This window comes from Enterococcus sp. E4-150, assembly GCF_035726465.1.
Lineage (GTDB): Bacteria > Bacillota > Bacilli > Lactobacillales > Enterococcaceae > Enterococcus_B > Enterococcus_B faecium.
In genome coordinates this window covers 38,782-53,021 of the sequence record NZ_JAPRGK010000012.1, presented here as the reverse complement: position 1 = coordinate 53,021, position 14,240 = coordinate 38,782, and the positions used below count along the sequence as shown (strand labels likewise).

General features: G+C 37.7%; 10 protein-coding genes. 2 read left to right on the top strand and 8 right to left on the bottom strand.

Annotated elements, in window-relative coordinates:
- The first annotated feature begins 8 nt into the window (after positions 1 to 8).
- Both OZ002_RS10445 and OZ002_RS10440 read left to right on the top strand, forming a co-directional pair.
- On the top strand, positions 9 to 1,055 hold the full coding sequence (locus tag OZ002_RS10445; protein WP_156249341.1) for a GntR family transcriptional regulator: 1,047 nt from the start codon (positions 9 to 11) through the stop codon (positions 1,053 to 1,055).
- A gap of 1 nt (position 1,056) precedes the next feature.
- On the top strand, positions 1,057 to 3,210 hold the full coding sequence (locus OZ002_RS10440; RefSeq protein ID WP_156249340.1) for a GH92 family glycosyl hydrolase: 2,154 nt from the start codon (positions 1,057 to 1,059) through the stop codon (positions 3,208 to 3,210).
- A gap of 473 nt (positions 3,211 to 3,683) precedes the next feature.
- Here OZ002_RS10440 and OZ002_RS10435 read toward each other — a convergent pair whose 3' ends face one another.
- From OZ002_RS10435 to OZ002_RS10400, 8 genes are all read right to left on the bottom strand, one after another.
- Positions 3,684 to 5,135 (bottom strand): response regulator transcription factor, encoded by a 1,452-nt coding sequence (locus OZ002_RS10435; RefSeq protein WP_002304851.1) that lies wholly within the window; start codon positions 5,133 to 5,135, stop codon positions 3,684 to 3,686.
- Entirely contained in the window at positions 5,132 to 6,856 is a 1,725-nt protein-coding gene (locus OZ002_RS10430; RefSeq protein WP_010730514.1) for a sensor histidine kinase, read from the bottom strand. Before OZ002_RS10430 ends, OZ002_RS10435 begins: the two co-directional genes overlap by 4 nt.
- The gene (locus OZ002_RS10425; RefSeq protein ID WP_002297732.1) at positions 6,849 to 7,463 is read right to left on the bottom strand and encodes a DUF624 domain-containing protein; all 615 of its coding nucleotides are present in this window, start codon (positions 7,461 to 7,463) and stop codon (positions 6,849 to 6,851) included. The genes OZ002_RS10430 and OZ002_RS10425 overlap by 8 nt, the downstream gene beginning before the upstream one ends.
- A gap of 344 nt (positions 7,464 to 7,807) precedes the next feature.
- Entirely contained in the window at positions 7,808 to 9,265 is a 1,458-nt protein-coding gene (locus OZ002_RS10420; protein ID WP_156249339.1) for an ABC transporter substrate-binding protein, read from the bottom strand.
- Between the two features lie 40 nt (positions 9,266 to 9,305).
- Positions 9,306 to 10,226 carry a carbohydrate ABC transporter permease gene (locus OZ002_RS10415; RefSeq protein ID WP_002285972.1) on the bottom strand — a complete coding sequence of 307 codons (921 nt, stop codon included), beginning with the start codon at positions 10,224 to 10,226 and terminating at the stop codon, positions 9,306 to 9,308.
- 11 nt (positions 10,227 to 10,237) lie between these two features.
- Positions 10,238 to 11,185: an ABC transporter permease gene (locus OZ002_RS10410; RefSeq protein ID WP_325083260.1), complete on the bottom strand. Its 948-nt coding sequence runs from the start codon at positions 11,183 to 11,185 to the stop codon at positions 10,238 to 10,240.
- Positions 11,186 to 11,663: 478 nt separating this feature from the next.
- Positions 11,664 to 12,383: a pseudouridine synthase gene (locus tag OZ002_RS10405; protein WP_002285969.1), complete on the bottom strand. Its 720-nt coding sequence runs from the start codon at positions 12,381 to 12,383 to the stop codon at positions 11,664 to 11,666.
- 48 nt (positions 12,384 to 12,431) lie between these two features.
- Positions 12,432 to 14,078, bottom strand: a complete 1,647-nt coding sequence (locus OZ002_RS10400) for a putative polysaccharide biosynthesis protein (protein ID WP_002332371.1) — start codon at positions 14,076 to 14,078, stop codon at positions 12,432 to 12,434.
- Between the last annotated feature and the right edge of the window lie 162 nt (positions 14,079 to 14,240).

Sequence of the window (14,240 nt, the reverse complement as noted above, 5' to 3'; positions counted from 1 at the left end):
GTGTTTATATGAATCAACCATTGTACCAGACAATATTTAATGATTTGCAAACGGCTATTTTAACTGGTGAATTACCTGTAGACAGCCAACTACCAACTGAAAAAGAACTTTCACGTACCTATAAAGTAAGCAGAATCACTTCCAAACGTGCATTGACTGAATTAGAGCAATTAGGACTTATTTATCGCGTTCGCGGGAAAGGCAGTTTCGTTAAATCCGCTTCTCCGGAACAGATTCTTGCTTCTCCTACAAAAACACGACGGATTCTGTTTCTTCTTCCATATGTCGCTGATTTGTCTGTTGGTGATTTTAGCAAGGGATTGAACCCTGTGATGCAAGATAAACAGATTGATGTCATGATGACGACGCTTGACTTTCTACAAAATAAAACAGCAAAAGAGCTAATCAATGAATTTGACGGATTGATTTATTATGCTCTTGATACAGAACAACATCTTGACTTACTTTTTGAGCTTTCATTGAAAGAATTCCCTGTCGTCATATTAGATAAAAAAATCTATGAGTTACCTTTTCCTACCGTTCTTTCCGATAATTTCCAAGGCGGTGCGCTTGCTGCCTCTTATTTGATCGAACAGGGACATTCAAAAATCGCTTATTTGTTTGGTACGCAGACTCATCCACAATCCGTACGTCAGCGTTACCTTGGTTACCTTGAAGCATTAGACAAAGCTGGTTTGGCTTTCCACACTTCGCTGGATGATAAAAGCGCGACATTAGATGAATTGCTTTCTTATATCACTAAGTATGAAGTAACTGCTTTTGTTTGTGAAAACGATGTTGTCGCTATCCAGACCATGAATCTCTTGAGACAGCATGGTTATCATATCCCTGAAGATTTTTCAATTATCGGATTTGATGATATCCAAGCAGCAGCTCTTGTTGACCCGCCACTGACAACCATCGCACAAGATTTTGAACAGTTAGGTAAGCTTGCGGGAGATGCTTTGGTCACTTGGTTAGAGACAAAAGATCGACCATCCGATAGTAAATTTCCAGTTTCATTCATCAAAAGACAATCAACAAAGGAGAAATAAAATGAATATCGGTCAAATAGATACTAGACATGCAACAGCGAATCAGCCAAATTTCTCTAATGGGAACTGCCAGCCTTATACTGGCGTTCCTTTTGGGATGAATTATTTTGCACCGCAAACTACGGATCAAAACGGCAGCTGGTGGTTTCATCCTGATGACCGCGTTTTTCAAGGCTACCGTCTTACCCATCAACCAAGTCCTTGGATGGGTGATTTCAGTCATATGCTGTTTACGCCGATCAATGGAAAACTACAGGAGAACACCCTTTTCCATGCTCAAAGTTCTTACCGCCCAGAAGAAAGTATATTTTGCCCGACTCATCTGTCGATCTGTCAATTACGTTATGGCATCTGTTCTACATTGATACCTAGCATGTATGGCGGAATCTTATCTATTGATTACAGCAAAAATGATAGCGGTTTACTTTTATCCTTTCCGGGACGCCATCAGCTCTTTGTTATAGATCCTTACACAGTGGAAGGAAAAATCACACATTTTGCTGGTTCAGAAGATCCTGATTTTTCTTTTTATTTTATATTGAGATTTGAATATCCTTTAACAATTGATGAGTTAGCTGTTTCCAACAAAAATAGCGACTCGATCCCGTTGTATTTTGAACAGACAAAAAAACAAACTATCCGATTTGGGACATCTTTTATCAGCTCGGAACAAGCAGCTTATAACCTGGAACTAGAACAAAACCAAAGCAAAGAGACTTACCTTGCTCACAGTCAAGAACAATGGCAGTCCTATTTTGATCGTATACAGCTCACACACCATGATCAACAACAATTGCGGACGTTTTATCATAATTTATATCGGGTGTTTTTATTTCCACAAACATTTTATGAAATTGATCCTAGTGGGCAAAAAATCCACTATGATACGACTAGTCGATCTATAAAACCTGGTGTTCTCTATACAAATAATGGGTTTTGGGATACGTATAAAACGGTTTATCCTCTTTATTCTTTGATTGCTGTAGAAAAATACGAAGAAATGCTGGAAGGTTTTTTGAACAGCTATAGAGAAAGTGGCTATTTGCCAAAATGGCTGTCTCCTGATGAACGTGGACTTATGCCTGGGACATTGATCGATGCGGTCATTGCAGATGCTGCTGTAAAAGATATCCGACGAGACTTGATGCCTGAATTTCTAACGGCAATGGAAAAAGGTGCTACGGTTCAAAGCAAACATCCAAATTATGGACGACAAGGAACAGAAGATTACTTGACATATGGCTATGTTCCTAATCACTACCACGAATCAGTCAATCACACATTAGACTATGCTTATAGCGATTTTTGTATTAGCCAAGTTGCCAAGGTACTAGAAGAGGAGGAAATGGCGAAGAAATATCAGCAGCAATCATTGAACTATCAAAATATCTTTGACTATGAGTCAGGATTTATGCGTTCAAAAGATAAAGATGGCAAGTTCAGAGAACCATTTTCAGCTAATCGTTGGGGACAAGATTATGCAGAAGGAAGTGCTTGGCAAAGCAGCTTTGCTGTTTATCACGATTTTTCAGGACTGATCGGAAAATATGGTGGCAGTGAGAGATATAAAGAAAAACTCATTGAGCTGTGCAATCAGCCCCCAACGTTTGACCCAGGAGGATATGGTTTTGAGATCCACGAAATGAGTGAGATGGCCGCGATAGAATTTGGACAATTAGCTATTTCAAACCAGCCAAGTTTTCACTATCCTTACTTGTTCAGTTATATAGGACAACCTGAAATGGCACAGCCACTGCTTAAACAGTTGATAACTCAGACCTTCGACGATTCTCCAATAGGTTACCCTGGAGATGAGGACAATGGAAGTATGGCCGCTTGGTATATCTTCAATAGTCTGGGATTTTATCCTGTCACGCCTGGAACCGGTGAATATGTTATCGGTATGCCATTAATTGACAAGGCTGTTTTGCTTTTGTCAAATGGAAAGGAATTGACGATTGAAGCAACGCCTAATCGGCCGCAGCAACAATTTATCCATAAAATCAAACGGATGGACAAAGAATATACGAAATTATATTTTACCCATCAAGATTTGCTGAAAGGCGGCACGATCTCTTACCAATTAGGGATCGTCCCTCACCCTAAGAAATATCAAGCAAAAGATTTGCCTTTTTCCTTATCAAACTATAATTAACAAGAGGATGTGAAAAAACTGTCCTGCATCAAGTAATAAGAACAGCCAAGCAAAAATAGCTCCTCATATTTTTCGTTTGGTTGGTCTTATTACCGCAGATGCAAGCTTTTGAACACCGTTTATTGAGAGGTTGTGAAATCAGCGTTCTGACCTGAGTATTAGAGAGACAAATGGCAAAATAGTTCCTCATATTTTGCCATTTTTTGAGCTAATACCGAGGGTCAGCTGATTGAACACCGTTTAGTGGAGAGGTCGTGAAAAAGCTGTTTAGTTTCGAGTATTAAGAAAAATTTTGTGAAAATGGCTTTCCACATTTTTGCATAAATTTGGCTTAATAACGAGAAACTGGCTTTTGAACACCGTTTAGTGGAGAGGTCGTGAAAAAGCTGCCTTGCCTCAAGTAATAAGAACAGCCAAAAATTAGATTTCTAGACAATTTTTTATAAGTTATTTCATTACATTGGCTTTTTCTTTTATGATTCTCCACTGTTTTCTCGGTACTCTTTAGGGGATCTGCCGACGATTTTCTTGAATAATTTAGAGAAATACGTGGTGTTGTTGTAGCCAATCTCACTTGCTATCTCATTGATGTTTTGATTACTGTGCAAAAGCAGTTGTTTCGCTTTTTCCATACGTAAATGGTTCAAATAAGCTGAAAAACTTTTTTTCGTTTCTTTTTTGAACAGCTGTCCTAGATACATGACATTTAAATGCAGGTTTTCTGACACTTCTTTGAGTGTAAGTGGTTCTTGATAATGCTGGTGCAGGATTACGATTACTTTTTCCACATTGTCACTGTACTTTTTCTGTCTCTGATGCTTTTTGATGAATGACAGAAGTAGCTGCTGAAGTTCTTGCACCGTTTTTGCCTGATGGATTTTTTCGATTCCTTGTAAATATTCCTCATCTTCCAGATCAATCAATTCCCGTTGAATCTCCATAAACAGTAAAAAACTGGAATATCGTATATCTTCCGGCATCATGGCTGCTAACTGAAACTGTTCAAAAAAATCAGTGATCATTTTTTGAGCGACTTCCAATTGTTTATTTTGCAGCACGCGTCTGAAACTTGAAAAATCGATGGTTTGATCTTTTGTTTCTGCTTGTACTGCGTAAAAAACATGCTCGTCTTTATCTCCATAAAATTGATGCAACTGTAGATTGTCTTTCGCTTGTTGGAATGTTTCAGGGATTTTGTCCAAAGAATCTGTCTCTTCCCCGATACTGATCAGCCATTCCTGATCAGGAAAGTTTTCTTGAACAAAACAACAGAAGCCATCAACTTCATCTGCCTCCAACAACAACGTGATCAATACACGGTCTCCGTAATTTCGTTGATAGTAAAAGATTTGTTGCCGTTCTTGCAACCATCTATTGATAAGAGTATCATGAGTTCTTGCCAGTTGAATCAATACTATCCTATGCTGCTTCTCACTTATTTGTCCTATTATTTCTTCTTCACTTATTTCATCCAATTCTTCATTCAACCATTGACTGAATAACAGTTCTTGATAGATTTCTTGTTGATTTTTTTGTTCATTTTGCTGATCTAACCGTGTTTTGATTTTCTTGAGGCTTTCAACCAATTCGAACTTATTCACGGGTTTCATCAAATAATTCACGGCGCCTAATTGCATACCTCCTTTCAAATAATCGAATTCTTGGTATCCTGATAAAATCATAAATTCAAAATTATGACGTTCTTTTTGAGCCGCTTCAATAAATTCCAGTCCATTTATTTCTGGCATTGTCACATCCGTTACTACTAAATCAATCTGTCGCTGTTCAAGTACAGCTAGTCCTTCTTTGGCATTCTCTGCTGTTGCTACTATTTGAAAGCCTAAACTTTGCCAATCAATTATCTTTTTTAACCCATTCAAAATCATGTATTCATCATCTACCAATAACACTTGATACACGCTCATCCCTCCTTGAATGTAATAGAAACGGTCAGTCCACCTGTCTCATTATTCTCAAGCGACATATAATAACTGCTGCCGAAGCTGGCACGTAAACGTTCATTCACGTTTTGCAGACCGATAGAACCGTGAAGTTCCACTTTAGGATGAGACAGTTTTTCTTCAATCTGTTTTAGCCGTTTTTCAGTCATCCCTTTTCCATTATCTTTGATGATGATCCTTACCCGTTTGCCTTCCTGCAAGACTTTGACACTTAGCGCATTATCGAATCGAGTAAAATCAATACCGTGTTTAAAATAATTTTCAACTAATGGCTGGATCACAAATTTAGGTACTTCGATCTTTTCCAAATCAGGATCGATCATAAAATGATAGGCTACTCGATTAGGATAACGCATTTGATACAAATAGACATATTTTTCGCAAAAGTCCAGTTCTTCTTTTAAAGTGATCGTTTTCTCTTGATTCGTATTGTTTCGAAGCAAAGCGGAAAACGCATACACAACATCTGCTAATTCTTCACTTCCTTCGCTGATTGCATACATTCGGATATATTCTAATGTATTATATAAAAAGTGTGGATTGATCTGTGCTTGAAGCGCCCGCATATGTGCGTCTTGCTGTTTGATTTCTAATTTGTAGATGTCTTCTACAAACTGATTGATGCTATCCAACATTTCGTTGATACCGATTGAAAGTTCCTTCAGTTCATATTCCGTGTTTGTTATGTCGATCCGCGTCTCTAAATTCCCTGCTGCTGTTTGATCCATGGCCTGCATGACGATAGATACTTGCTGTGAATATCGTTTGAATGTTTTATAAAGAAAGATAAGCAGTATATTGTCTAAAATAATGATACCAATGATCAGCGGGGCAAGATTTTTTCCCGTTTCGATTTTTACACTTTTTTTATCTAGTACAGCTAATATACGATAATCATCAGACAGTTCTTGGTGTTGAACAAAATTGTTTTTTTCCAGATCGTCAATCGGCAATTGTGAATTTTTCTTCAGACTCTCTGTGATGATCATTTCTTGTCTTTCAAACGTTTCTTTAGCTATTTTATTATCATGGAATGTGTATAGTCGATTTGTCGTTCCAGAAATCATGTATAAAGAGAGTCCATTGAATGACGTTAGATTTTCTAAAATCATATCTAGTTCTTTCTTTTGAAAACCAATAAAAATACTTCCTGACTCAGCTCCTCCTTGTGTGATAGGCAACTTGATATAAAAAGCGTCTAGTAATTTTGGTGTCCCCTTTTTTATTTTCCCACCTTTGTTTTCTCTAGAAGATTCATAATACTCCGGTAGTTGATTCAACACGATATATATCGCACTTAGTTCTTCATAATTTGCGTAGAGATCTTTGATTTGATTTGGGAAAGAAACTAATTCATCGGTACTGTTTTGCTGTTCGTATACATACATCAGATACTGATCTATGGGTTTTGTTAAGTAGGTCGTCACATTTTCGATCTTTTCGGAATTCCCTACAAGCTGGTTTTTGATGATCCTACTCAAGGTTGTTTTATCATTCAGCATTCTGCTTGTGCTTTGAACGGCATCACTTGTCATGTTTTCTGCCTGTTTTTGATTTTGTTCCCAAGTATGGATACTAAAAATAACGGTAGCAGTCATCGTTACACCGATCATGATAACCGCGTATTTCCGCAACAGACGATTTAGTAAGGTTCCTTTTGAAAATAGAATCCGAAACTTATTCATAACTTTCCAACTGTTTATCTAATTCTTCACGCCAGTGTGTTGTCATCGTACCATTCCAAACCGTCAAAAGACCAATGACACCAAACAGGATCAATCCTTTGAATTGCCAAGTCACGCCTAAAATTATACCGCTACCAATAATTATTTTTAGAAAAGACGAAAAGCTGGAAAAAACCGAAATAAAACTTAGCTTTAGCAGATTAGGAACAGAGATCGTATATTCACTATCTAAAATCATACTGTATTGATAAGTAGCAAATAGGCAGAGCAAGGCAAAAAGTAAAATAAAATCAATAGCTAAAAAAATGAGCCCTTTGATTTGAACAGATAAATATAAATTGTAACTCAATAAAGCAGTACCAGATAAAAATAAACTAAATAGCAGATTGCCTCTTAAAAAATTTCTTTTATATATATTCCAGCCTCTTTTTATTGTGATTTCTTTATACTCGAATCCGTACAAATAAAATAGTTCATTGACTGTTTTCCATGCCGCACCTAATCCAAAGATGATCCCGCCGGCAAATGTATATATCCAGAAATACAAGGTTAGTTTTATAACGACCCAGATCCGAATAAATAACTCTTCCAAAACCTTCCCTAACATATCTTCTCCTCCAAACATTAAGTTTATACTTTCTCATTATACAAAAAAAGGTTGGGCAATCAGCACCTTGACCTGATTATTAGAGAAACAAACGGAAAAATAGTTCCTCATATTTTGTCGTTTTGTGAGCGAATACCGAGGGTCAGCTGATTGAACACCGTTTACCAAGAGGTTGTGAAATAGCCGCTTAGTTTCGAGTAGTAAGAAAAATTTTGTGAATATGGCTTTCCACATTTTTACATATATTTAGCTTAATACCGAGAAACTGGCTTTTGAACACCGTTTATTCGGAACAAGAGGTTGTGACACGTCTTTTGTCACAACCCCTTTGTCTTTATTCATTATTATTCTTGTCGGAACTCATCATATTGTTTTTGCATTTCTTTCAATACCTTATCATAGCCAGCCTTGTCCAAAGCGTCTTTCAATTTCGGTAATGTTTCATCTGGATCAACAGTCCCTGTATTCAATCCATCTAAATATTGATTCATGACATTAGAAATATTACTTAATTCTGTTTTGACACTGTCAGTGTTGAAGCTGAATCCTAAAATCGGTGAAGTTTCTGCATCAGCAATCGATTGATCACGTTTGGCAATCATGTCATCCGTAATAGACTCTTGTGTATATAGAATCTTGTTGTTTCCTGTATTCCAAGCAGACATATGTGTATTTGGCTGATAACCATCTAGCAATTTGATTTTATCATCTGAACCATCGACTTTTTCCCATGCTTCTCCTTCGATCCCCCAAACAAGCCCATTCAATAATTCTGGATCACTGTTAAGCAGCCCTAGAAGTTCTACTGATTTTTCTTTATTTTTTGAAGTATTTGATACGACAAAATTTGCCATTTGTGCTTGAGCTGTAGATTTTAGTGGAACAGTAATTGCTTTTGAAACAAGTTCTTGTTTTGCTGCATTTGTCAAAATCGTATCGCCATAATCATACGGTCCTTGTGTTTCTCCACGCATTAGCCAAGTATTTCCTTCTAGTGGATAATCCTTATTGCTCGTTGCAGCGTCACTTGGAATGAGTCCTTGTTTGTACCAGCTATGCATTGTACGTAACAGTCCGATATACGTTTCATTATCGTATTGGTTGATGATTTTCGAATCATCTCCATCCAGATCAATAGCAAACGGTAACGTATTCCCTAAAGGATAATCAAAGTTCCCTTGGACTTTGAAGCCTTGTCCAATGGCAAAAGCTGCCGTGTTTGGTTCTTTTTCATGGAATTCCTTCAAGACTTTTTCTGCATCAGCGTAAGATTGGATTCCATCAATTGAAAGATCGTATTTATCTAGTAAAGCTTTGTTAAAAGTAAGTACTTGTTGAGCAAAGACATTTCCATTGACTGGGAAAGCATATAATTTTCCATTGACCAGATTTCCTTTAATATATGCTTCATCTAAATCATTATAAGCTTTTTCAGCGTACTTAGGCGCTAATTCAGTCAAATCAGCAAAGGCTCCTTTTTGGGCATTGGAAACATAGTTGTTCGCAAAGGCGATATCATAATTTTCCCCGGAAGAAATGATGACGTTCATTTTCTTTTCGTAATCGCCCCAGCCAATGTAATTGATATTGACTTTTACACCGATCTCTTTTTCGATTCGTTTGTTTGCTACTTCCATCAATTGATCGAAATTATCTGGTTTATCTCCGATTTGATACATCTGCAAAGTGTCCGAATCACTAGCTTCTGCCTGGTCTTTAGAACCAGAACCTCCGCATGCTGCTAATGTTCCCAACAACAACGCTGAAACACCTGTAAAGGCTAGTTTCTTCCATAACTTCATTTTTCTTCCTCCTAATTTTATGATTTATATTTTTGTTTCTTTATTCTTTTACTCCGCCGATTGTTAGACCTTTGACAAAATGCTTCTGGAAAAATGGATAGCTGATCGCAATAGGCAACGTCGAGATGACTACGATCGCCATTCTGGCAGATTCTCCTGGAACTGAGGCTAATCCGCCTGTCAATTGGCTTCCTGCTCCTGAATTTTGTGTCAGATATTGAATATTACTTTGGATTTTCATCAAAAGATACTGTAGTGGAACTAGCTTATCATCTTGGATGTATAGTAAAGCATTGAACCAGTCATTCCAGTAACCCAATGCGGCAAATAAACTGATTGTCGCAATACCTGGAACAGCTAACGGTAAAACGATCTGAACAAATATTCGCAGTTCGCTAGCTCCATCGATCCGTGCCGATTCAATAATCGAATCAGAGACCGAACGTTTAAAGAATGTGCGCATCACAATAATATTGAAGGGACTGACAGCCATTGGCAAGATCAATGCCCAAATCGTATCTTTTAACTGAAGAAGATTTGTCATAACAAGATAATTGGCCACCATCCCTGGTGAGAACAACATCGTAATCAAACAAAAAACGGTAAAAAAACGACGGAATGGAAAGTTTGACCGTGAAATCGCATAAGCATATAAAGAAGTAGCCGTGCTATTGATCAGTGTACCTAAAACAGTAACAAGTACAGTGACGAAAAGCGCTTGGAAAATTTTATCCTGCATTTGGTCGAACAAGTACGTATAACCAAATATACTGAACTTTTCTGGCCAAAAACTGTACCCGTGAGTCGACAATATGGACTCATCGGTAAAAGAGATGGCGATAACAAATATAAATGGCAAAATACAGGAAATAGCAAAGAGTGCAATCATTATATTAGAGAAAAAATTAGCCGTCTTATTGAAAGAGCGGACTTGGACTCTCTCCACTTTCTTTTTTTTCATTTTTTTCCTCCTTAGAATAATGCAGAATCGCTATCAAAACGTCGGGCGATCGTATTTGTGATCATCAACAAGACAAAGCCGACAACTGATTGGTAAAGTCCTGCAGCAGCCGTCATACCAAAATCTCCTGTGGATGTCAGGCCATTGTAGATATACGTATCCAAAACTTGAGTCACATCATATAATGCACCGGAATTCCTAGGAATGTTATAAAACAGGCCAAAATCAGCTCGGAAAATGTTTCCTACGGCTAAAATCGTTAAAATCGTCATTAGTGGAATAAGTTGTGGTATCGTCACATGTTTGATCTGCTGCCATTTGCTAGCTCCATCAACCATAGCAGCTTCATAATAAGTCGGATCGATTCCCATAACAGATGCAAAGTAAATAATGCTGTTATAACCAATCCCTTTCCATGTACCAATGAACACCAAGATAAACGGCCAATATTTTGGTTCATTATACCAATTGACAGCTTCTCCTCCATGTCCAGTGATCCACTGATTGAATATTCCTTTGTCGGGACTTAAAAAAGCGTAAACAAAGTAACTGATAATGACCCAAGATAGAAAATAAGGTAGTAAGGACATCGTTTGATAAACTTTAACGAGTCGTTTATTTCTCAACTCGCTCATAATGATTGCAAATACGACTGAGATCAGCAGATTCAAAAGGATAAATGCTACATTATATAAAATTGTATTTTTAGTGATGAGAAATGCTTGATCCGAAGAAAATAAAAATTTGAAATTTTCCCAACCCACCCAAGGACTTTCCCTCAAGCTAGCCAAGAACCCATCTGCTGAAATATGAAAATTTTTGAATGCTACGACATTCGCCATTACAGGTATGTAAAAGAAAAAAATCATCCAAAACATACCCGGTACAGCCATCAGGACAAGTGCTTTATAACGCCATAGATTCATAAAAAAATGATTGAACCCCTTTCGTTTTTTCATCTAAAAACCCCTTTCGATTCATTCGCAACGCAATTATAGCGCTTTCAATAATGAGAATAAATAAACAAAGTATAGGGAAAATGAAACAAAGTATAGGAGAGGTTGTGAAATCAGCGTTTTGGCCTGAGTATTAGAGAAAAAAACGGGAAAATAGTTCCTCATATTTTGCCGTTTTTTGAGCTAATACCGAGGGTCAGCTGATTGAACACCGTTTATCAGAGGTTGTGAATTCAGCGTTTTGGCCTGAGTATTAGGGAGATCGTGTCCTTACTATCTAACTCTGAGTCACAAGGAACAATGAGGACTGTGACAAAAGTCTTGTCACAGTCCCTTATTCCGAACAAACGGTGTTCCAGAAGTAGCTTCTACGGAAATAAGCCGAAATTTCACAAAAAAGCCATCCGAAAGTCAGACGGACAAGTCTGCTTTTCAGATGGCGCTACAACTACTCTGCTTATTCTTTTAGCTATCCATTCAATTATTTTTCTCTCACTTGTTCTAGCTCTTCTTTGGTCATGGGTCGATATTGCCCTTTATTCAAATCTTTAGGCAGCCAAAATTTTCCCATACGGATTCTTTTTAAATATAAGACTTCTTTTCCTACTGCTTTGACCATTCGCTTAACTTGGTGAAACTTTCCTTCATGCAAAATCAGACGGATAATTGAAGTTTCTGTCTCTTGATCTACTTGATCAATTTGGAGTTTTGCCGGCAATGTCTGCTCATCGCCATCAATAATCAGTCCTTCTGCAAATAAACGGATATCTTCTTCTGTCATTATACCGCTAACCTCAGCTAGATATTCTTTCTCCACATGTTTTTTAGGTGATAGTAACTGATGGGCAAACACCCCGTCATTCGTTAAAATCAAGAGGCCCTCTGTGTCTTTATCTAATCGGCCGACTGGAAAAAGATCTTCCCGATAATCCTGGTCTTCCAATAAATCGATTACGGTTTGATCATGATTATCCTGAGTAGCAGAAATGACTCCTGCAGGTTTATGCAAAATGTAGTAAAAATCTTTTTGATACGTAATGATTTCTCCTAAATAAGTAACCGCATCTTCGAATTCATTTACTTGCGCTTTATCGCTTTTCACCACTTGTCCATTGACTTCGATCGTTCCTTTTTTGATCAATCCTTTGACTTCTTTGCGGCTGCCAAGTCCCATATCTGCTAAAAACTTATCTAAACGCATGCGTTTCCCCCATTTCAAAAGAGCATCAATCTAGCTCTTCTGATTCACTTATTTTATTTTTAATTTATGTCGTAAACGCGCTATTCCTGGTCCTAGTAGTCTTTCTGCCAAGCGGATTTTCAAAGCTAAATAACCATACACTAAAGCCCCTATACCTGCTACTACAAGAATCAACAATAGAGACTGGAATTTGCTATCTTCGTTTAAAAAAGCACCAAAAATCATCTTTGTGATCCACGAAGCCAAAAGCATAATCAAGGTAAGAATAAAGATCAGCAATGTCCTGCGCCAGACAAAACTTGGTTTAAAGCGGGCTACTTCATGGATTCTCTTTAAGATCAAGGTACAAGACACAGCAAATCCGATCATTGTCGCCAATAAAGGGCCGTATACTTCAAATAAACGAATGGCTGGGTATTGAAGAAGGAGTTTCACTAGAAACCCAATAACCAAATAATTAATTGCCGCCTTGTTTTCAAACATTCCTTGCAGCATGTTGGAAACTAGCATATATAGTCCTAGGAAGAGTCCTACAAAACTTGCTTGGATCAGTACATTACTTCCTAGAGAATCCGGTGTATAAAATAATGTATTTAGCGGATAGGCAAGTAACATAACACCAAATGTCGCCGGAAACATAAAAAATGAAAACAACTGTAAATTTCCGCTTGTCAATTTTGCCAGACCTACTCGATCTTTCAACGTAACAGCTTCTGTAATCAACGGTAACCCAGTAGACGCGATCGATGTTGCCAATGCGATAACTACCATCGTCAACTTATCTGGATTGGCACTAAAAATCGAAAAAAGATCCAGTAACTGTGCATTGGAATACTCGGTGGATGCAGACATGATCTTCATAAAAGTGAACTGATCGACTAATTTGAAGATCGTTACCCCTGAACCCACAATAATAAACGGAATCGCTTCTTTAACGGTATCTAACAACAATTCCTTCGTTGCAATATTTACTTTGTTTTCGCTGTAGTGAATAAACGCCGATGTATACGCTTGATGTTTCTTCAAAAAATACAAAAGGACAAGAATACTTGCTAGCATACCGATAAATGCCGCGAAAGTTGATTGCGTGACCGCCGTCACATAGTCACCATCCATGACTTTCATGATGATGAATGTAGCCAATAGCATATAAAAAATACGTGCCACCTGTTCTACAATCTGCGACAGCGCATAAGGCATCATTTCTTGATTGCCTTGAAAATACCCTCGTATTACACTCATACAAGGAAAAACCAATACAGCGATACTCAAAGAACGCATCGTTGGAATCAGTTCTTCTCCGCCACCAGAAGCATGAGCTAGCCAAGGAGAGGCGATGTACATGAACAAAGCAAACAACAGGCCTAACCCGCCCATCATCTGTAATGCACGGATAAATAATCGTCGTGAAGTGCCATATTCATTCAATGAATTATAGCGTGCAGTTTGTTTTGCAATCGCAGCAGGTATTCCTGCTGTAGAGATCAGTAGAAACAATGCATATATATTGTATCCCATATTGAATAATCCATTGGCAGCCTTAGCATTTTCGCCCATCCAAGCATACCAAGGAATGATATAGACAGCCCCTAGCAATCTTGAAATGATATTACTGGCGGTCATCCAAGCAGAGCCTCGTGCCATTTTTTCTTGCGGTGTTAATTGATCTAATGCTGGTTTTCTTTGATTATCCATCGGTCAGATTCCAACTTTCTACAAAACATTACTATCATTTTAATTGGTAAAACAGAAACTGGCAATCGATTTTATATAACTTTTATAAGAACAATTGTTTTTTTGAATTCGGTTTCGTTTTTTTGGTAAAGTAAAGAAATATACAGCCTTTTATGGCTAACA

What these genes read in the sequence shown, in the direction of transcription:
- OZ002_RS10410 (WP_325083260.1), bottom strand. Translation starts at nt 11,185, where the DNA reads ATGAAAAAACGAAAGGGGTTCAATCATTTTTTTATGAATCTATGGCGT.
- OZ002_RS10415 (WP_002285972.1), bottom strand. Translation starts at nt 10,226, where the DNA reads ATGAAAAAAAAGAAAGTGGAGAGAGTCCAAGTCCGCTCTTTCAATAAG.
- OZ002_RS10430 (WP_010730514.1), bottom strand. Translation starts at nt 6,856, where the DNA reads ATGAATAAGTTTCGGATTCTATTTTCAAAAGGAACCTTACTAAATCGT.
- OZ002_RS10440 (WP_156249340.1), top strand. Translation starts at nt 1,057, where the DNA reads ATGAATATCGGTCAAATAGATACTAGACATGCAACAGCGAATCAGCCA.
- OZ002_RS10420 (WP_156249339.1), bottom strand. Translation starts at nt 9,265, where the DNA reads ATGAAGTTATGGAAGAAACTAGCCTTTACAGGTGTTTCAGCGTTGTTG.
- OZ002_RS10435 (WP_002304851.1), bottom strand. Translation starts at nt 5,135, where the DNA reads ATGAGCGTGTATCAAGTGTTATTGGTAGATGATGAATACATGATTTTG.
- OZ002_RS10425 (WP_002297732.1), bottom strand. Translation starts at nt 7,463, where the DNA reads ATGTTAGGGAAGGTTTTGGAAGAGTTATTTATTCGGATCTGGGTCGTT.
- OZ002_RS10405 (WP_002285969.1), bottom strand. Translation starts at nt 12,383, where the DNA reads ATGCGTTTAGATAAGTTTTTAGCAGATATGGGACTTGGCAGCCGCAAA.
- OZ002_RS10445 (WP_156249341.1), top strand. Translation starts at nt 9, where the DNA reads ATGAATCAACCATTGTACCAGACAATATTTAATGATTTGCAAACGGCT.
- OZ002_RS10400 (WP_002332371.1), bottom strand. Translation starts at nt 14,078, where the DNA reads ATGGATAATCAAAGAAAACCAGCATTAGATCAATTAACACCGCAAGAA.